This window comes from Mycobacterium tuberculosis complex sp. N0072, from assembly GCF_030323725.1.
GTDB lineage: Bacteria > Actinomycetota > Actinomycetes > Mycobacteriales > Mycobacteriaceae > Mycobacterium > Mycobacterium tuberculosis.
This window is the reverse complement of the sequence record NZ_CP040689.1, coordinates 1,697,865-1,716,604: the sequence shown is the minus strand read 5'-3', so window position 1 is coordinate 1,716,604 and position 18,740 is coordinate 1,697,865. Positions and strand designations below refer to the sequence as shown.

Here is an 18,740-nt window from a genome sequence, read left to right as displayed (position 1 = left end):
CAGGCAGAGTGCGACTGCTAGTCAGCCATCGGCAGTTGACGCCGGGCGTGGGCGAACTCGCGGAATGGGGCCGGCGCCAAAGCCTTCAAGTGCGTCCGCCGCTGCGGTCCGAGCACGGCCACCTCCACGATCATGGCCAGCCATGCGGGTATCCACCACAGCGCCGCGGCGCTGCGAACGCTGTTGGGCGACAACGGGTCCACGATCAACCAGGTGAGAATGCGCTGTCGGTCCAGCACGTTGCGCCGAGTCGCCATCACCCGTGTGGTCTCCGTCGCCGCCGTGTGACGGCGCACCGAGAGCTCGTGCGGAACGAAGCAGACCGCCGACCTCAGCATCAACCGAAGCCAGAAGTCCACATCGACGAGCTGGTAGATATCGGTGCGAAAACCACCGGCGTCCAGCGCCAATTGCCGCCGAAACATCACGGCGGTCGGTTCGCCGATCCAATTTTCCTTCGCGCCGTGCAATACCATCTGCAAGACCAGCGACGGCCCGTGGTTGCGGTCGCGCAGCTTGCGGAAACGGGTATGGACCCTGCCGTACCGTTGTTGCCACTTGATGTCGTCGCTCTCCACCCGTCGGGGGGCGAAAGCCATTCCGACACTGGGATCCTCAAAACGTCGGCTGAGTGTCTGCAGGGCTCCGGGGAGCAGCCGATCATCACCATGTACGAACTGAATAAGTCCGCCGCGCGCGACTTCCAGACATTTGTTGTGGTTTCGGTTGAGGCCGAGGCGAGGCTCATTTCGCAGCAAGCGGTCTCCGGGTCGCAGCATCGTTGCGGCGATCGCGGCGCAGTCGTCGGACGAGTCGTCGTCAACGACCACGATCTCGAACTCGACGCCCTCCTGTTCGAGGATGCTACGCAGACAGCGCTCGATGGTGGCGCCGTTGTTGTACATCGGGATGCACACCGAGATAAGCGGTTTCGCCGGGTTCACCGATACCACGCTTGATGCATCACCAGGCACCACATGGCGACTCAGAGACTAGTCACGCCCTGGTACAAAAAGAGGAACCCGACCCCTATCAGGATGGTGAGGGAGATCTGCCGACGATTGGACCGTACCCAATCCTGAAACCGCAGCATAACCTGCTGGGTTTGCTGCGGTATCGCCAGGTAGGCGACCAACGGAATCTCGATGACCGCAAGCACCAGGAGGGTGAACACGACAAATGCGCCGAACTGAGTGCCGATCTCGGCTCCCGATGCCATGATGACCGTCAACGCCACCACACTCTCGAAGGGCGGTGCGGACGAGGCGACGCCCACCACGAACGCCGGCCACACAACGTCGCCCTGCAGCATCTGTTGAGTACGCACTTCCAGCCGCGCAACAAGACCCGGGGGGCGCTGCGCTAGCGCCAGGGCCGACATTCCACCGTCGGCTACCCCCACTGGCCCTACCGGTACCCCTACCTGCGCCCGCGCGCGAGCCACCATGCGCGCGGCCAACAGCAGCATGATGACACCGATGACGATGTGCAGACGCCCACCCGCCAGGATCCCGACCGCTTCCCTGAACTCGTTGGCCGCGGACACCACGCCTTGTATGGCCGCCAAGGCGACATCGCGCATGAACACCAGCACGGCTAGCGCGATGCCGACACCCGCCACCATGCCGCCCACCCAGAAGGCGAACAGATTCAGCATGGGCCGACGCCGCGACAGCATGACGACCGCGAGTCCCAGACGCGCCGGGTCAATCGCCATCCCCAACCCCAAAAGGAGCACCATCGTCCACATCAGTGGGGACGCTACTACGGCACGGCGCGCCCCGTAGCGTTACTGAGAAATTGCTGAAAAATGGCTATTGACCAGCTAAGATATCCGGTACGCCCGCGCCGCGGAGAGCGCCGTTGTAGGCCGCGAGCCAACCAGCACCGACTCGAGACGGTGCGCCCACACCGCGCGCCACGCGGTTCGAGCCCAACGTCAGTGCACCCTCGCTATACTTCGCCAGCGTGTGCCGTACGTCCGCCGACCACCAGGCCACGACGGCCGACGGCCGGCGGGCACAGGCGATTCACGTTCGCCATCGCAATACCCTTGCGGCCGCGCAGGAAAAGGGCCGACGGTGAGTCCCCAGCTTTGCCCCAAGGTGAGCATCGTCTCGACCACTCACAACCAGGCGGGCTACGCCCGTCAGGCCTTCGACAGCTTTCTCGACCAGCAAACCGACTTCCCGGTGGAGATCATCGTCGCCGACGACGCGTCGACCGATGCCACCCCGGCGATCATCCGTGAGTACGCCGAGCGGTACCCGCACGTGTTCCGGCCGATCTTCAGGACCGAAAACCTCGGCCTCAATGGGAACCTGACCGGCGCCCTGTCGGCCGCTCGCGGCGAGTACGTCGCGTTGTGCGAGGCGGACGACTACTGGATCGATCCGCTGAAGCTAAGCAAACAGGTCGCATTCCTCGACCGGCACCCCAAGACGACGGTGTGCTTCCATCCCGTCCGAGTGATATGGGAGGACGGCCATGCCAAGGACTCGAAGTTCCCCCCGGTTCGGGTGCGGGGCAACTTGAGCCTGGATGCGTTGATCTTGATGAACTTCATCCAGACCAACTCGGCCGTGTACCGTCGCCTCGAGCGCTACGACGACATTCCTGCCGACGTCATGCCCCTGGACTGGTATCTGCACGTCCGGCACGCGGTGCATGGCGACATCGCCATGTTGCCCGACACCATGGCCGTGTATCGCCGCCACGCCCAAGGCATGTGGCACAACCAGGTGGTGGACCCGCCAAAGTTCTGGTTGACGCAGGGTCCGGGGCATGCGGCGACGTTTGACGCGATGCTCGACCTGTTCCCGGGAGACCCCGCGCGCGAGGAGCTCATCGCCGTCATGGCCGACTGGATCCTTCGCCAGATCGCCAACGTTCCAGGCCCGGAGGGGCGCGCCGCGCTGCAGGAAACCATCGCGCGCCATCCCCGGATCGCCATGCTGGCGCTGCAGCACCGCGGGGCGACACCCGCGCGGCGGCTCAAGACCCAGTGGCGCAAGCTCGCCGCCGCGACGCCGAGCCGCAGGGGGCTCGTGGATGTGTGGCCCTCCCGGCTCCGACGCGGCTGTCGAGCCTGACCATGTCGACAAACCCAGGACCAGCCGAAGGGGCTAACCAAGTGATGGCACAGGAACATTCGGCCGGCGCGGTACAATTCACCGCCCACAACGTTCGCCTCGACGACGGAACCTTGACGATACCGGAGTCCTCGCGCACGTTAGACGAATCGTCCTGGTTCATCTCGGCGCGCGGGATTCTGGAAACCGTCTTTCCCGGGGACAAGAGCCACCTACGCCTGGCCGATGTCGGCTGCTTGGAAGGCGGGTACGCGGTCGGGTTCGCGCGCATGGGATTTCAGGTCCTCGGGATCGAGGTTCGCGAGCTGAACATGGCGGCCTGCAACTACATCAAATCGAAGACCAACCTGCCGAATCTCCGGTTCGTCCACGACAACGCCCTCAACATCGCCAACCACGGGCTCTTCGATACCGTCTTCTGCTGCGGCCTCTTCTACCACCTGGAGAATCCGAAGCAATACCTGGAAACCCTCTCGTCGGTAACGAACAAGCTGCTGATTCTCCAGACGCACTTCTCGATCATCAACCGGAGCGATAAATGGCTCCGGTTGCCCACGACGGCACGACAATTGACCGATCGGTTGCTGCGGCGGCCGGCGCCGGTGAAGTTCATGCTCTCGGCGCCCACCGAACATGAGGGACTTCCCGGTAGGTGGTTTACCGAGTTTTCCGACGACCGCTCGTTTGGCCAGCGCGACACCGCAAAATGGGCGTCCTGGGACAATCGCCGGTCATTCTGGATTCAACGCGAGCACCTACTTCAGGCCATCAAAGACGTCGGCTTCGACCTGGTGATGGAGGAGTACGACAACTTGGAACCAAGCATCGCCGAGTCGTTGCTCGGAGGTTCCTATGCGGCGAATCTTCGAGGCACCTTCATCGGTATCAAGACCCGGTGATCCACAATCGCCGCCAGCAACCTAGGGGAACTCGGTGACGTCTGCTCCGACCGTCTCGGTGATAACGATCTCGTTCAACGACCTCGACGGGTTGCAGCGCACGGTGAAAAGTGTGCGGGCGCAACGCTACCGGGGACGCATCGAGCACATCGTAATCGACGGTGGCAGCGGCGACGACGTGGTGGCATACCTGTCCGGGTGTGAACCAGGCTTCGCGTATTGGCAGTCCGAGCCCGACGGCGGGCGGTACGACGCGATGAACCAGGGCATCGCGCACGCATCGGGTGATCTGTTGTGGTTCTTGCACTCCGCCGATCGTTTTTCCGGGCCCGACGTGGTAGCCCAGGCCGTGGAGGCGCTATCCGGCAAGGGACCGGTGTCCGAATTGTGGGGCTTCGGGATGGATCGTCTCGTCGGGCTCGATCGGGTGCGCGGCCCGATACCTTTCAGCCTGCGCAAATTCCTGGCCGGCAAGCAGGTTGTTCCGCATCAAGCATCGTTCTTCGGATCGTCGCTGGTGGCCAAGATCGGTGGCTACGACCTTGATTTCGGGATCGCCGCCGACCAGGAATTCATATTGCGGGCCGCGCTGGTATGCGAGCCGGTCACGATTCGGTGTGTGCTGTGCGAGTTCGACACCACGGGCGTCGGCTCGCACCGGGAACCAAGCGCGGTCTTCGGTGATCTGCGCCGCATGGGCGACCTTCATCGCCGCTACCCGTTCGGGGGAAGGCGAATATCACATGCCTACCTACGCGGCCGGGAGTTCTACGCCTACAACAGTCGATTCTGGGAAAACGTCTTCACGCGAATGTCGAAATAGATTGACGCGCCGGCGCGTCAATCGCTGCCCCGGAAGAAGATGCCATCGGCCTGCAGCATTCGACCGTTGCGGGGGTCGGTGAAACCGGGTTGCAATCCCGAGAGCGTAAAGCCCAACGAATCCACGAGATCGAGCGCCTCGCGGATGAGCATGCCACCCTCGTACAACGGCTGGAAAGACAGCTCGAGCTGCATGCCGACGCATCGGTCGTGCACCGTTGAATCGCCACCCGCGATCACCTGCTTCTCGAATCCTTGAACGTCGATCTTCAAGAACGCAATATCGTTGGGCCGCAGAACGTCTGCAGCCACGGAATCGAGTCGATGTATCGGCACCCGTTGGGCGCCCACGTAGTTGGCTGGTGGAAAGGCGTCCTGATGTCGTTTCAACATCGGCAAGACGGAACTGCTGGCGCCCTCGTTGCCGGCGACGTTGATCGAGATGGTTCCATCGACATCGCCCAGCGCACAGCGCCGGCATTCCCACAACGGGTCCGTGGAGGCGCTGCGCTGCAAGACGGCAAAGGGCCCGGGCAGCGGCTCGAACGAGACGATGCGGCCCGCGAAGCCCGCGCCGCGCAGACCCCTGGCGTACTGCCCCGAATTGGCCCCGACATCGAGCACGGCACTGACCCGATGCGATTGCAGTTGGCGCAAGAAATTGCGTTCCCAGTCCAGTTCGGCAAAGTAGCGCGACACCTCGATGCCGTTGCGACGCAAGATGTTCCGAGCGCGACGGGCCAGCCTCATTGCCGAACCGTTCCCGCGTGCTCGCGATACCACGCCACCGTCGCCTCGATGCCGTCGCGCAGCGCGATCGAAGGCCGCCATCCCGCCTCCCGTAGCACCGAAACATCCAGCAGTTTGCGTGGTGTTCCGTCCGGTTTGCTTGGATCCCAGCGGGTTTCGCCGCTATAGCCTACCGCCGAGGCGACCATCTCGGCGATCTCGCCGATGGTGTGGTCGATGCCGGTTCCCACGTTGACATGGGTCGGCCCGTCGAAATGTTCCAGCAGATACAGGCATGCGCTCGCCAGGTCGTCGACGTGCAGCAACTCCCGTCGGGGCGTGCCGGTGCCCCAGTTGGTCACGTTGGGCGCGCCACTGGCTTTGGCCTCGTCATAGCGGCGGATGAGTGCCGGCAGCAGATGCGAGCCGGACGGCGAAAAGTTGTCGCCTGGCCCGTACAGGTTGGTGGGCATCGCCGAGATCCACGGCAGGCCATGTTGGCGGCGCACCGCCTGGACCGCAAGGATGCCGGCGATTTTGGCGATCGCGTACGCGTCGTTGGTCGGCTCCAACGGACCGGTGAGCAGCGCGCTCTCCGGGATCGGCTGCGGGGCGAGTTTCGGGTAGATGCACGACGAGCCCAGGAACAGCAGCCGCGGCACCCGCGCCGCCACGGCGGCATCCAGCAGGTTGACCTGGATCTGGAGGTTTTCCGACAGGAAATCGGCCGGGTAGGTGTCGTTGGCCAGGATGCCGCCGACCCGGGCCGCCGCGTCGATGACGACCTGCGGCCTCGACTCGAGAACGAAGTCGAACGTCGCGGCCCGATCCGTCAGATCAAGCTCGGCGCGTGACCGCACCAGCAGGTTGGTGAACCCCGCGCCCGCAAACGTGCGTAGCAGCGCGGACCCGACCAGGCCGCGATGCCCGGCGATGTAGACCCGGGCCGCGCGGTCAAGCGGGCCGACCGAGGTGTGCGCGTTCATGTCCGGCCGGCGATCATCGGCTTGTCGATCCACGGCTTGCCTTCGCACTCCAGCGCCGCCATGTCCGCGTCGACCATGATCCGAGCCAACTCGTCAGTGTGCACCGAAGCCCTCCAGCCCAGCAATTCGGCAGCCTTGGTCGCGTCGCCGATCAGCGAATCCACCTCGGTGGGCCGCAGATAGCGTTGGTCGAATTTCACGTACTGCTGCCAGTCCAAACCGGCATGCTCGAACGCGGCCCGCGCGAACTCACGCACGGTGAAACCGCGCCCGGTCGCCAAAACGAAGTCGTCGGGCTCGTCGGTCTGCAGCATCCGCCACATGCCTTCGACGTATTCGGGCGCGTACCCCCAGTCGCGGACCGCATCCAGATTGCCCATATAGACCTCGGACTGGATACCGGCCTTGATGCGTGCCACGGCCCTGGTGATCTTTCGGGTCACGAACGTCTCACCGCGCCGCGGTGATTCGTGATTGAACAAGATGCCGTTAACGGCGAACAATCCGTACGCTTCGCGATAATTGCGGGTCGCCCAGTACGAATAGACCTTGGCGGCGCCATACGGTGACCGCGGGTAGAACGGCGTCAGCTCGTTCTGCGGTGGCGGCGAGGCGCCGAACATCTCCGACGAGGACGCCTGATAGAAGCGGCAGTGCACCCGAGAGAGCCGAACGGCTTCCAGCAGTCGCATGGATCCCATGCCGGTGGTGTCACCGGTGTGCACGGGTTCGTCGAAGCTCACCCGCACGTGTGACTGCGCCGCCAGGTTGTACACCTCGTCGGGTTCGATGGTGCTCAGCAGGGTCACCAACCGGGTTCCGTCGATCAGGTCACCATAGTGCAGAAACAGCCGCGCGCCCGGTTGGTGCGGGTCGACGTAGAGGTGATCGATCCGCGAGGTGTTGAACGTCGAAGCGCGCTGGATGAGCCCGTGAACCTCATACCCCTTGGCCAGCAGCAGTTCGGCGAGATACGAGCCGTCCTGGCCGGTGATTCCGGTGATGAGCGCTCGCTTCACTGTCTTCCCGCCTCTGTCGGTCATGCTCAGCCATCACAGCGGGGCGCCGCTGTCGCTTCATAGTAGATGTGGGTAGGGAACGCCCGTTCTGCAGCGACCTCCTGGTTGTCGGGGGCGACCAGGAAAATGTGAGGCTAGACTCCACCGCGGCCAAGTTGGTGACCATTGCGCCTGCGGCCGTTTCGCGCGGAACCGAGGAGGAGAATCCATACGACGCGACCCCCACGCCACCTCCAATCCCGCACAGCCACGACCAACTTGGGAACAAAACCACAGGTCAGACAGCTGTCGCTGAGAGCCGGGACATCGGGTGTCGCCCGGTGCAGTGACACATGTGACTGTTGCGACCCTACGATGTGCCCGACCCTCGGTGCGCACCAATTTGAGCCAAATCAGGTTGCAACGTCTCCTGGAAGGATCGGACCCGAGGACGGAGTGCTCACTGACGAGACGGCGTGATTTGTCGACCTGGGGCACAAATCAGTCGGGTCGCCGCGCCAACGCGGCCACATGGATGGCGATTCCCACCGTTGGACCGAACAACAGCGCGATCACGGTGCGCGTCTCCAGCGGCATCGGCAGCAGCAGCAACAGCGTCGACGCCACCGTCGCGCTGACCCAGCCCAGCAAATACGCCCGGTGCAGTGCGGCCGCGACCGCGGCGGCGCCGGTCAGCGTCAGCATGGCGATAGCTACCGCCGCTGCCGTCAACCAGGCCAGCAACGCCCCGCCAGTTTGGTAGTCGGGGCCGAATCCAACACGCAGCAACCAGGGACCGGTAAGCCCTGCGGCCAACATCCCGACCGCACCGATGCCGCCGACGACCAGCGCCGGTGCGATCAGCGCCCGAAGCCGTTGGGTGCGCCGGTCGACGAAATGCGCGATCAGGTTGCCTTGCATCGCGCTCAGTGGGACCAGAAGCGGCGCACGCGTCAAGGTCACAGCCAGGATGACCGCTCCGCCCTTTGCCCCTAACTGGTCGGAGGTCACTTTGAGCAACACTGGGAAACCCATTACCAGAATCGCGCTGGCACCCGCGGCGGTTATCGAATGAGCGGCACCGCGCACGAACGTGGCGATTCCCCCGGGCGTCAGCAGGCTGGCCGCGCTGCGCGCGGTGGGCGAGGCCATCAGCATGAGCAGCCACGCCACCGCTCCCGCGGTGGCGGCCCACAAGTACCCGGCCAGACCCCATCCGATCACAACCGCTGCCGCGGCGACCGCCAACCGGATGACCGCGTCGGTCACCATCAGTGACCCGTACTGTGTCCACCGGTCGACGCCGGCCAGCGCGCCCAGCAGGGTCGCCTGCGCGCAGAACCCGGCCACCCCAACGCTGAGTAGCCCCACGGACAGCCAGCGCCCCTCGACGAATAGCTGTCGGCTCCACAGCGGTGAGCTACCCGCAATTACGACGGCCGCGACGGTGCCAATCATCCCGGCCACCCGCAGCGGATGGGTACGATGGCCCGCAACTATTTGGGTGGAGCGCACCCAGCGGACCTCGCGGGTCGTTTCTTGCAGGAGGCCGTGGGTGGCGCCGGTGGCAATGCCGAGCGCCCCCCAAAACACCGCGAATATCGAAAAACAAGCCGGGGGTAGGTCGCGGGCCGCCAGATAGATGACCGTGTAGACGCAGGCAACGGCCAACGCGGTCGCCGCGCCGACCCGAGCGACGCTGCCCCGCGCGATAGGTCCGGTGGGGGCTGCCGTAGCGCCGACGTCGGTCATCTCGACGGCACGGTCGCACATTCCGCGCTCATGCCGTCTCTCGTACATGTCACGTCCACTGGCGGGGAGCTGTGTATCACCGCTGGCCAGCAACCGAGGTCGAGAGTACGCATGCCTGGCAACGACTGGATGGGGTCGGTTGTGATCCACGCAAGCCCGCTTTTAGCGCCCGCAATCCGCTGATACGCCTCATACACAGCAGGTTGCGAAAGTGCCGCGCGAATGTCCGATGTCGCTTGCGCCATGTCATTACCTCTTCGTTAGCCGCACATCCATGATGGGCTGCAGCGTAGCGGGAACATAGCCTGCCAGATGATGCACACGCAATTTCACCGCCGAGCGAATAGCAGCGACCATCCATTGTGCCCGGCGACCAGCGAATTCCTTATCCGTCAGCGCGCGTTCCAGCATCCATACCAACATTGCACGGTGGAAGCGCAAGGTCAGCGTCGCATCCTTCGCCGCAAAGCGTTTCACCTTGGGAACCGTAATCCAGTTGAGCGAACGCCAGACTCCCTTCGGGTCATCCATGCCCGTATTGCCCTCGATGCGATGTCGCATCACCCGGCATGTCAGCTCTTTGGTGAAGAATGTTGGGATATTGAAATGCGGTTCGTACGGGAATACGTAATTCGGGCACAGGAAGTGGTAACTGGCCCCCGGTTTCAGCACTTCCGATACCCGCCTGACTGCCTCATCCGGAAGGTCGATGTGCTCCATCACATTCAGCGAGAAGGCGAAGTCGAACCGCTTCTCGGAAATAAAGTCTTCCGCCTTGCATGGCGCGATGGTGGGTCGTGCTGCAGCCAATTCCAGCACGATGTCGCCAAGCTGTCTGAACTTGCCAAAACCTTCACCCGTCGGCTCGATGGCGGTGATGTCAAATCCCTCCGCCGCCAGTTGACAGCTGAGCAGAAGTACCCCCCCCCGCCCACTTCCAGCAATGCTGCACCGACAGGCAACCGCGCGAGGTCCTCGGACAGCCAGTCGCGTGCAAATCGGGCCTCGGCCGCCATCGTATCGAACAGTGAACGCAATTCTGGCGCGTGCGCATCAACATGTGAGCGGATACGGGCAAGGAATCCATCCATGCATGCGTTCACACGGTTCAGATTATTACTCAACGCAAACACCCATTGCGCGGTCGATCACGCCTCGTACGCTGGCCGGAACGCCCCAATACTGATACCTATCCGGGTGGGCCGGCGCATCAGCGTCTGCGCATCGATCAGCGCCTCGTTGCCGACCGCGATATGGTGCAGGATTACGAGTCATGAATGTCTCGCCGTGACGCGGTGATTCGTGATTGAACCAGATGCTGTTGACCGCGAGCAACCCATACAATTCGCGATAATTCCGTGTCGCCCAGCAGAAATAGACCTCGGCCGGGCTACCAGCGGCCACATATCCCTTCAGCGGGAGCTTAGCGAGATACGAGCCGTCCGGTCCTGTGATTCCGGTGATGAGCGCTCGCTTCACTGGGTTCCCGCTCCTGTCGGTCGCTCTTCGCCATGGCATAACGTCGGGGCGTGGCTGTGGGTTCATCCTAGATGTCGGTGCCCAGCGCCCTTTCGGCAACGACGTCCTGTTGTCGGTTGCCACGAGGAAGATCCGGTCTAGACTGCCCGGCGACCGCGTTGGCAACCATGGCGCTCTGCTACCGTTTCGCGCAGAACCGAGGAGAATCCAGATGAAGCGACCCCCGGAGGTGTTGCGCGGTGCCGTGACCGCGAGCCGGGAGCGGCTCTGGGCGATCGGCTCCCAATCCGAGCGCACCCTCATGCTCGGCACCATCCTGCTGGCGTCGGTGATTTCGGCGGCGACGGCGTACGCCCTCAGTCAGTGGTACGCGGTCGACGTCTTTTCCACTCTTTTGGTAGTCCCTGGGGACTGTTGGCTTGATTGGGGCATGAATATCGGTCGGCACTGCTTCAGCGACTACGCCATGGTCGCCGCCGCCGGGATTCAACCCAATCCCGCGGACTACCTGATCTCGCTACCCGCCGATTACCAGCCGACCGCGGTTGCTGCATGGGCCCCCGCCCGCATACCGTATGCGATTTTCGGACTACCCAGCCATTGGCTGGGTGCGCCGCGCTTGGGGCTGATCTGTTACCTGGTCGCCCTAACGATGGCGGTCATATCTCCCGCCATCTGGGCGGCCCGGGGGGCACGTGGTCTGGAGCGAGTGGTCATCTTCGTGACACTGGGCGCCGCGGCCATCCCGGCGTGGGGGGTCATCGATCGAGGCAACTCGACAGGGTTCGTGGTACCGATCGCGCTGGCTTACTTCGTGGCGTTGTCCCGACAGCGGTGGGGCCTCGCCACCATCACGGTGATCTTGGCCGTCCTGGTAAAGCCGCAGTTCGTCGTTCTCGGCGTGGTGTTGTTGGCGGCTCGACAATGGCGGTGGGCTGGTATCGGGATCACCGGTGTGGTGGTGTCCAATATCGCAGCCTTTCTGTTGTGGCCACGAGGCTTCCCGGGGACGATCGCACAGTCGATCCACGGCATCATCAAGTTCAATAGTTCGTTCGGAGGGCTTCGAGACCCGCGGAACGTGTCCTTTGGCAAGGCACTCCTGCTGATCCCCGATAGCATCAAGAACTATCAATCGGGCAAGATCCCAGAGGGTTTCCTCACTGGTCCGCGAACGCAGATCGGGTTTGCTGTCCTAGTCATAGTCGTGGTCGCCGTGCTGGCGCTCGGACGCCGTATCCCGCCTGTCATGGTGGGGATTGTGTTGCTCGCCACCGCCACCTTCTCCCCCGCGGACGTCGCCTTCTACTATCTCGTTTTCGTCTTGCCAATCGCTGCACTGGTAGCCCGAGACCCCAACGGGCCTCCTGGTGCTGGGATATTCGACCAACTCGCAGCCCATGGAGACCGCCGCCGCGCGGTCGGCGTCTGCGTGAGTTTGGCCGTGGCGCTGAGCATCGTCAACGTCGCGGTCCCGGGCCAGCCGTTCTACGTGCCGCTCTATGGACAGCTGGGAGCCAAAGGGGTAGTCGGTACCACGCCACTCGTTTTCACCACGGTGACATGGGCACCGTTCTTGTGGTTGGTCACGTGCGTAGTAATCATCGTCTCCTACGCGCGCAAACCCGCTCGCCCACATGACAGTCACAACGGGCCTACTCGGGAGAGCGACCAGGACACCGCTGCCAGCACCACCTCATGCTTACCCAATCCGGTTGAGGAGTCCTCACCACGGGGACCCGGCCCAATCTGCCAAAATTACACCCCATAGGCGGAGTCCGAGCTCACATCCGCCCAGGGGCTCAGTGGTTGGTAACCTGCCAACCGTGCAGCCTAACCACAACCCGAACCAGTGCCTACAGAACATGGCGCGCAACGGTTTACACTGATCCACGCACTCAATCGACATGGACCACGGCGCCACAACGAGGTACCACGCCAGCAACCGGAACGCTGCCGATCCCGTGGTGCGCCATACCGGGATAGGGCCCTGCAAACACTGATGGTCAACCCGCTAGAAGGCCGGTGACGGGCCTCGACCGAGTGGTATCCTCCCCCCAATCCCGATTCGGTGGCGAGGTTCTCGCCGCCGCGTAGTGCGGGTACGAACAAAGCGCGACACCTATCGACATCGCGACGCTGGGGGAAGACCAGGAATCGATCTCGTGAACGGAAGCGGATTTGATCATCAAGACAAAACCAGAAACGGATCGGCCGCGATATCTTTTTGCCAGCAACCTAGCCGCAGCCAGCCCTATATGATCGGATGCAATTATCTCACAGGAGACGATGCGACGTTCATCGCGCACCGGACGCCCCGGGTCGCGGCCCATCCTGGCCTTCCCGAGCACCATATTGAATATGTCGCAGAATCGCTTGAACTCGCTCCAGCGGAGCTGTCGCGGGCGCGACGTATTTGTTATTCTAAATTGGAGACACCGCGTTGAAGAAAGTCGCGATTGTTCAATCAAATTACATACCTTGGCGAGGATATTTTGACCTGATTGCATTCGTCGATGAATTCATCATCTATGATGACATGCAATATACCAAGCGTGATTGGCGAAACAGAAATCGGATCAAAACGAGCCAGGGGTTGCAGTGGATAACTGTTCCCGTCCAGGTGAAGGGACGTTTCCATCAAAAGATACGTGAGACGCTGATCGACGGCACCGATTGGGCGAAAGCGCACTGGCGGGCACTAGAATTCAACTACAGCGCGGCCGCTCATTTTGCGGAGATCGCTGACTGGCTCGCGCCGATTTACCTCGAAGAACAGCACACGAATCTTTCCTTACTCAACAGGCGTCTATTGAATGCGATTTGCAGTTATCTCGGTATCAGCACGCGACTGGCAAATTCGTGGGACTACGAATTAGCCGACGGCAAGACCGAGAGACTGGCCAACCTCTGCCAACAGGCCGCAGCGACCGAATATGTCTCTGGCCCCTCAGCCCGTTCGTATGTCGATGAGCGCGTGTTCGACGAACTTAGCATCCGGGTAACTTGGTTCGATTATGACGGCTACCGCGATTATAAGCAATTGTGGGGAGGGTTCGAGCCCGCCGTGTCGATTCTGGATCTGCTCTTTAACGTCGGAGCCGAGGCTCCGGACTATTTGAGGTACTGTCGCCAGTGAAATTATCTATCGTCTCCACGCTTCCTTGCTCGGCGAACCGTGCCGGCGGGTTTTTGGGTCATTGCCCGCCGCAGCCTCGGCATGCAACTGTTGAAGGTATAGTCTCGGACCCACGCACCGACGCCCACACACACAAATCGTGAGGCAGCTTCATGGCGGAAGACGCAACGACCATGCTCGCTGACGTGGCCCGTTACTACGCATCGAAACTCGAAGCACACGGCACCACCGCGCGCGGCGTCGATTGGAACGGCGAAGCCGGGCAGGCGTTGCGCTTTGACCAGCTGGTGCGCATTGTCAATGCGGCGGACCCATTTTCGATCAACGATCTAGGCTGTGGCTATGGGGCTCTACTGGACTACCTAGATGCGCGTGGCTTCAAAACTGATTACACCGGCATCGACGTCTCCCCCGAAATGGTGCGCGCGGCCGCACTACGTTTCGAAGGTCGGGCGAACGCAGACTTCATCTGCGCGGCGCGCATAGATCGGGAGGCGGACTATAGCGTCGCGAGTGGAATATTCAATGTTCGTCTGAAATCGTTGGACACGGAATGGTGCGCTCACATCGAAGCGACGCTCGACATGCTGAATGCCGCGAGTCGCCGTGGCTTCTCTTTTAATTGCCTGACATCTTATTCCGATGCATCAAAGATGCGCGACGACCTGTACTATGCTGACCCATGCGCCCTATTTGATCTCTGCAAGCGCAGGTACTCCAAGAGTGTTGCGCTTCTGCACGACTACGGCTTGTATGAATTCACAATTCTGGTTAGGAAGGCGTCATGACCAAACCATTGGTAATTTTTGGGAGCGGCGACATCGCTCAGCTCGCACATTACTACTTCACAAGGGATTCGGAATATGAGGTCGTCGCGTTCACAGTCGACCGAGACTATGCAAGCGTGTCCGAGTTTTGCGGCCTGCCTTTAGTGGCCTTCGACGAGGTCGCACAACGCTTTCCGCCGGAGTCCCACGCGATGTTCGTGGCGCTGGCCTACGCCAAACTGAACGGTGTGCGGAAGGAAAAATATCTTGCCGCTAAGGCTCTCGGCTATGAACTCGCCAGCTATGTGAGCTCCCACGCTACCGTCTTGAACGATGGGCGGATCGGTGAAAATGTCTTCCTGCTTGAAGACAACACTATCCAGCCATTCGTATCGATTGGCAACAACGTCACATTGTGGAGCGGCAATCATATCGGCCATCACTCGACGATTCACGATCACTGTTTTCTAGCGTCTCATATCGTCGTATCCGGTGGCGTGGTAATAGAGGAGCAATCTTTCATTGGCGTCAATGCAACGCTACGCGACCATATCACCATCGGTTCACGGTGTGTGGTCGGAGCGGGCGCCCTACTCCTTGGCGACGCTGACGCGGATGGTGTCTATATAGGAACCAAGACGGAGCGCCGTCCGGTGCCCAGCACGGAGTTGCGGAAGATATGAAGAAATAGTGAAGGCATGTTGGGATACCTGAAAAGGCTAGGGATCCGCCGGCCACAAGGAGAATTCTGGTGGATGTTCGACCCCGATCACCGAACACTTCAGCGCCCTGTTCGATGATTTGAGAAGTTGGCGTCGAGTGTCAGATCACAAAGTTCCATTCAATCGGCCGTACATGACCGGCCGGGAGCTCGCGTACATCGCCGAAGCGCATTCTTGCGGCCACCTGGCCGGCGATGGTCCCTTCACCCGGCGTAGCCATGCATGGCTCGAACAGCAGACCGGTTGTCGCAAGGCACTACTCACCCCCTCATGCACCGCCGCGCTGGAAATGATGGCGCTGCTTCTGGACATAGAGGAGGGGGACGAAGTCATACTGCCGTCATACACCTTTGTCTCTACCGCCAACGCCTTCGTGTTGCGCGGTGGTGTGCCAGTCTTTGTCGATATTCGGCCCGACACGCTCAACATTGATGAAACTCGCATCGTAGACGCCATCACCCCGCGAACCAAGGCCATCGTCCCCGTTCACTATGCCGGCGTGGCCTGCGAGATGGACGCGATCATGAAGATCGCCACGCACCACAACCTGGCGGTGGTCGAAGACGCGGCCCAAGGCGCGATGGCGTCGTATCGTGGGCGGGCGCTCGGCAGCATCGGCGACCTGGGAGCGCTCTCATTTCACGAGACCAAGAATGTGATTTCCGGCGAAGGCGGCGCCCTGCTTGTCAACTCAGAAGACTTCCTGCTCCGGGCAGAGATTCTCAGGGAAAAGGGCACCAATCGCAGCCGCTTCCTTCGCAACGAGGTCGACAAATATACGTGGCAGGACAAAGGGTCTTCCTATTTGCCCAGCGAATTAGTCGCTGCCTTTCTATGGGCTCAGTTCGAGGAAGCCGAGCGGATCACGCGTATCCGATTGGACCTATGGAACCGGTATCATGAAAGCTTCGAATCATTGGAACAGCGGGGGCTCCTGCGCCGTCCGATCATCCCACAGGGCTGCTCTCACAACGCCCACATGTACTACGTGTTACTAGCGCCCAGCGCCGATCGGGAGGAGGTGCTGGCGCGTCTGACGAGCGAAGGTATAGGCGCGGTCTTTCATTACGTGCCGCTTCACGATTCGCCGGCCGGGCGTCGCTACGGCCGCACCAATGGCAACCTGACCGTCACCAACGACGTGGCTTCCCGCCTAATCCGTCTGCCGATGTGGGTTGGACTTCAGGAGGTAGATCAGAGCCGCGTTGTCGAGGCGCTCACGCGCATCCTGACGTTGCGCGCATGAAGATAAGCAGTGCGAAGGATACAATGAAGCCCTTAAAGGGCCTCGACGAGCAGTGAGTGATCGCGGCGACGACGATAATCCGGGAAATCATCGCTACCGCGGCAATAATGGTCTCAGCCTATTCGAGCGGGAAGCGCATCATCAGCCGCTAAACATCTATTGTCAGCCCTGATCAGTTCTCCAGCACCGCCAAACCGAACCCGGTGCGACCGTAGCCATCGCCCGAATAAAGCATAAAGCGCTGTCCCCTGTGATCGAACACGCAAGGATACTCGATCATATCCGAGTCCCAGCTATCTGGCGAAACGTCGATGCCCTCATCTTTGCCGAGTTGCCGCCAAGTCAAACCATCCTCCGATGTAGCGCAGTAAATCCGATATTTCGCACCGCGAGCGCAAAACCACATTCTGTATACTCCCGCATCGCGGACGACGCACGGCCTACAGGCCGCGCTATTGTCGGATCCGCTTGTGTCGATATGCACGCGATCCTGCTTTTCCCAGTGGACACCGTCCCTTGATTGCGCATACCTGATCACGTGAGGTATCTCGTCGGTGCCCTCTCCCCAGCCTAGATTTGAGCCATACCACATACGGTATGTCCCTCCATCTTGGATGACCCAGGGATAAGAAAGCGAGAATGGATCACGCTCGTCCAGCGCAACGACGGGAAAAGTAGACCATCGCTCGAATGGTGCACCTGCTTCGCTAATCGCCACGCCTATGGTGTTTTTCCAGGGCACGGTGACAGCGAGATTCCAGCCCGTGTAGTACAAAAGTCGCGTATCGCCGGCACGCACAATCGATCCGATTGACACCCCACAGTCGTCAAACATTCCTCGAGCGCCGGGGCGCAAAATCGGCTCCGCCGGAATGTCCAGAATCTTGCCGCCCACGGCGAGATCGACGATCACGCTACCGATACTGGAACGATTCTGACCATCGCGGCCGCTGAAATAGATGCGGAAAATATCACCCTCGATCCATTCAGGAACCGGTAGCGCAGCATGACTTCGCGACCAGTCGAGTTCGCCCGACGGAGCAAAAATTCTCCCGAGCTTTCGCCAGGCCATTACGCCACCGCAACGCCATCGGGACGCGCAAATTCTGCTTCCACGGCCTGTCTAAGTGGATCATCCGGCCACCTACAAAACACGGCACGCATCGAGCTTTCCCACCAACCTTTATCGGAAAAATTAGACATTTTTGCAGAACAGACATATGCGCTTAAAAGCGATCGTTTCATGTCGGGCTTTCAAATAGGCGCAACGGAATTCTCGCAAAACTAGCCTTGCCCCTTCCGATACAATCGCTTGTCCGGCGGCTGGTAATACTCGTCCAGATTGGTAACCACTCGACTGTACCATCCGAGCAGTTGCTGAGTACGCGCAGGCTGCTCCAGAACCACGGCGTCGCCCAGCGCGCGGACGTAGTCGATCTGCTGCTTGAAAAACGAGCGCGTAAACTGATGATTTATGGCCAAGCGGTCTTTGCCGGAGGTGTTTCGGCCAGCCGCATGCCAAAGCGTAGAGTCAAAAACGAACAACGAGCCCGCCGCGCATTGAACGGGAACGGCATTGCGCGCGAGGTAGGTATGGTCCGGTTTCTCTATGCGCTGGTGGCTCCCCGGCACTACGAGCGTTGCGCCGGTGTCTCGTGTAAAGGGATCGATGGCGAACATAATATTGACGGAGGCAATGTAACCGGACAGAACCCTGGGAAAGTCTTGGTGGAACGCATTCTGAAAAACGTCCGGCGTGGAGAAGGGCGGGAAGGACGGAAGGATAAAGCCATTCTGCAGATGTAAGATGGCCGTTTCAGATAGCACACGATCAACGATGCTTAGGACTTCGGGGATTTCAAGAAAGGTAAAGAAATGAGGGTCATACTTCATCATGAGTCGAAGAACACCGAGCTCACCGGCCCTTGCCAGCCGCTCTTTGCCAATCTCGGTAAGAATCCGCTCCTGTACACGATACATGCGATCACGGGTCGCTGCCAGTGACGCCTCATCAAGCACATCTTCTACAACCGCGTACCCGACGCAATTAAGAGCGTCTTGCACCTGATCGAGCGAAGTATTGTTTTCAACCTTTACAGGAATCATGCT

Annotated in this window: 17 protein-coding genes and 2 pseudogenes; 8 read left to right on the top strand and 11 right to left on the bottom strand. The window is 61.1% G+C overall.

Annotated elements, in window-relative coordinates; all coding sequences use genetic code 11:
- Positions 1-17 precede the first annotated feature (17 nt).
- Together FF952_RS08075 and FF952_RS08070 are read right to left on the bottom strand one after the other, a co-directional pair.
- Entirely contained in the window at positions 18-977 is a 960-nt protein-coding gene (locus FF952_RS08075) for a glycosyltransferase family 2 protein (protein ID WP_003407655.1), read from the bottom strand.
- Between the two features lie 8 nt (positions 978-985).
- Positions 986-1,750: a GAP family protein gene (locus FF952_RS08070; protein WP_003407654.1), complete on the bottom strand. Its 765-nt coding sequence runs from the start codon at positions 1,748-1,750 to the stop codon at positions 986-988.
- A gap of 331 nt (positions 1,751-2,081) precedes the next feature.
- Here FF952_RS08070 and FF952_RS08065 point away from each other — a divergent pair, with 331 nt between their 5' ends.
- The 3 genes from FF952_RS08065 to FF952_RS08055 are packed head-to-tail and all read left to right on the top strand — an operon-like array spanning position 2,082 to position 4,814.
- Positions 2,082-3,092 carry a glycosyltransferase gene (locus tag FF952_RS08065; protein WP_003900357.1) on the top strand — a complete coding sequence of 337 codons (1,011 nt, stop codon included), beginning with the start codon at positions 2,082-2,084 and terminating at the stop codon, positions 3,090-3,092.
- A 2-nt stretch (positions 3,093-3,094) separates the two neighbouring features.
- On the top strand, positions 3,095-3,991 hold the full coding sequence (locus FF952_RS08060; RefSeq protein WP_003407652.1) for a class I SAM-dependent methyltransferase: 897 nt from the start codon (positions 3,095-3,097) through the stop codon (positions 3,989-3,991).
- Between the two features lie 34 nt (positions 3,992-4,025).
- A complete protein-coding gene (locus FF952_RS08055) occupies positions 4,026-4,814 on the top strand; it encodes a glycosyltransferase family 2 protein (protein WP_003407650.1) in 789 nt (262 codons plus the stop codon).
- Positions 4,815-4,831: 17 nt separating this feature from the next.
- On the opposite strand, the gene FF952_RS08050 is transcribed toward FF952_RS08055, so the two are convergent.
- The 6 genes and pseudogenes from FF952_RS08050 to FF952_RS08020 all read right to left on the bottom strand — a co-directional run.
- On the bottom strand, positions 4,832-5,563 hold the full coding sequence (locus FF952_RS08050) for an FkbM family methyltransferase (protein ID WP_003407647.1): 732 nt from the start codon (positions 5,561-5,563) through the stop codon (positions 4,832-4,834).
- Positions 5,560-6,528, bottom strand: a complete 969-nt coding sequence (locus FF952_RS08045; RefSeq protein WP_003407642.1) for a GDP-L-fucose synthase family protein — start codon at positions 6,526-6,528, stop codon at positions 5,560-5,562. Before FF952_RS08045 ends, FF952_RS08050 begins: the two co-directional genes overlap by 4 nt.
- Positions 6,525-7,547, bottom strand: coding sequence for a GDP-mannose 4,6-dehydratase (gene gmd / locus FF952_RS08040; protein ID WP_031680783.1), 1,023 nt, complete (start codon positions 7,545-7,547; stop codon positions 6,525-6,527). Before gmd ends, FF952_RS08045 begins: the two co-directional genes overlap by 4 nt.
- 480 nt (positions 7,548-8,027) lie before the next feature.
- A complete protein-coding gene (locus tag FF952_RS08030; RefSeq protein ID WP_003901183.1) occupies positions 8,028-9,326 on the bottom strand; it encodes a hypothetical protein in 1,299 nt (432 codons plus the stop codon).
- A 201-nt stretch (positions 9,327-9,527) separates the two neighbouring features.
- Positions 9,528-10,411 (bottom strand): annotated as a pseudogene (locus tag FF952_RS08025) (class I SAM-dependent methyltransferase).
- A gap of 133 nt (positions 10,412-10,544) precedes the next feature.
- A pseudogene (locus tag FF952_RS08020) lies at positions 10,545-10,664 on the bottom strand (GDP-mannose 4,6-dehydratase); the annotation flags it as partial.
- A gap of 64 nt (positions 10,665-10,728) precedes the next feature.
- Between FF952_RS08020 and FF952_RS08015 the strand changes: the two are divergent.
- Positions 10,729-12,528: a glycosyltransferase 87 family protein gene (locus tag FF952_RS08015; protein ID WP_003902092.1), complete on the top strand. Its 1,800-nt coding sequence runs from the start codon at positions 10,729-10,731 to the stop codon at positions 12,526-12,528.
- 235 nt (positions 12,529-12,763) lie between these two features.
- Here FF952_RS08015 and FF952_RS08010 read toward each other — a convergent pair whose 3' ends face one another.
- Positions 12,764-13,267: a hypothetical protein gene (locus FF952_RS08010; protein WP_003900353.1), complete on the bottom strand. Its 504-nt coding sequence runs from the start codon at positions 13,265-13,267 to the stop codon at positions 12,764-12,766.
- On the opposite strand from FF952_RS08010, the gene FF952_RS08005 reads away from it, so the two are divergent.
- The 4 genes from FF952_RS08005 (at position 13,201) to rffA (ending at position 16,631) form a co-directional block, all read left to right on the top strand.
- Complete coding sequence (locus FF952_RS08005) at positions 13,201-13,896, top strand: WbqC family protein (protein WP_003407623.1); 696 nt, start codon at positions 13,201-13,203, stop codon at positions 13,894-13,896. The genes FF952_RS08010 and FF952_RS08005 overlap by 67 nt on opposite strands.
- Positions 13,897-14,048: 152 nt before the next feature.
- Entirely contained in the window at positions 14,049-14,684 is a 636-nt protein-coding gene (locus tag FF952_RS08000; protein ID WP_017351437.1) for a class I SAM-dependent methyltransferase, read from the top strand.
- Complete coding sequence (locus FF952_RS07995; protein WP_003407619.1) at positions 14,681-15,346, top strand: acetyltransferase; 666 nt, start codon at positions 14,681-14,683, stop codon at positions 15,344-15,346. Before FF952_RS08000 ends, FF952_RS07995 begins: the two co-directional genes overlap by 4 nt.
- A 172-nt stretch (positions 15,347-15,518) precedes the next feature.
- On the top strand, positions 15,519-16,631 hold the full coding sequence (gene rffA / locus FF952_RS07990; RefSeq protein ID WP_017351436.1) for a dTDP-4-amino-4,6-dideoxygalactose transaminase: 1,113 nt from the start codon (positions 15,519-15,521) through the stop codon (positions 16,629-16,631).
- 172 nt (positions 16,632-16,803) lie between these two features.
- On the opposite strand, the gene FF952_RS07985 is transcribed toward rffA, so the two are convergent.
- Together FF952_RS07985 and FF952_RS07980 are read right to left on the bottom strand one after the other, a co-directional pair.
- Positions 16,804-17,703, bottom strand: a complete 900-nt coding sequence (locus tag FF952_RS07985) for a glycoside hydrolase family protein (RefSeq protein WP_003407616.1) — start codon at positions 17,701-17,703, stop codon at positions 16,804-16,806.
- A 212-nt stretch (positions 17,704-17,915) separates the two neighbouring features.
- Entirely contained in the window at positions 17,916-18,737 is an 822-nt protein-coding gene (locus FF952_RS07980; RefSeq protein WP_003898901.1) for a phytanoyl-CoA dioxygenase family protein, read from the bottom strand.
- Between the last annotated feature and the right edge of the window lie 3 nt (positions 18,738-18,740).

Excerpts from the sequence above, each read along its gene's own strand:
- FF952_RS08070 (WP_003407654.1), bottom strand. The coding sequence starts at position 1,750 with ATGTGGACGATGGTGCTCCTTTTGGGGTTGGGGATGGCGATTGACCCG.
- FF952_RS08060 (WP_003407652.1), top strand. The coding sequence starts at position 3,095 with ATGTCGACAAACCCAGGACCAGCCGAAGGGGCTAACCAAGTGATGGCA.
- FF952_RS08050 (WP_003407647.1), bottom strand. The coding sequence starts at position 5,563 with ATGAGGCTGGCCCGTCGCGCTCGGAACATCTTGCGTCGCAACGGCATC.
- FF952_RS08045 (WP_003407642.1), bottom strand. The coding sequence starts at position 6,528 with ATGAACGCGCACACCTCGGTCGGCCCGCTTGACCGCGCGGCCCGGGTC.
- FF952_RS08030 (WP_003901183.1), bottom strand. The coding sequence starts at position 9,326 with ATGTACGAGAGACGGCATGAGCGCGGAATGTGCGACCGTGCCGTCGAG.
- FF952_RS08010 (WP_003900353.1), bottom strand. The coding sequence starts at position 13,267 with ATGCAATCAGGTCAAAATATCCTCGCCAAGGTATGTAATTTGATTGAA.
- FF952_RS08000 (WP_017351437.1), top strand. The coding sequence starts at position 14,049 with ATGGCGGAAGACGCAACGACCATGCTCGCTGACGTGGCCCGTTACTAC.
- FF952_RS07995 (WP_003407619.1), top strand. The coding sequence starts at position 14,681 with ATGACCAAACCATTGGTAATTTTTGGGAGCGGCGACATCGCTCAGCTC.
- rffA (WP_017351436.1), top strand. The coding sequence starts at position 15,519 with ATGACCGGCCGGGAGCTCGCGTACATCGCCGAAGCGCATTCTTGCGGC.
- FF952_RS07985 (WP_003407616.1), bottom strand. The coding sequence starts at position 17,703 with ATGGCCTGGCGAAAGCTCGGGAGAATTTTTGCTCCGTCGGGCGAACTC.
- FF952_RS07980 (WP_003898901.1), bottom strand. The coding sequence starts at position 18,737 with ATGATTCCTGTAAAGGTTGAAAACAATACTTCGCTCGATCAGGTGCAA.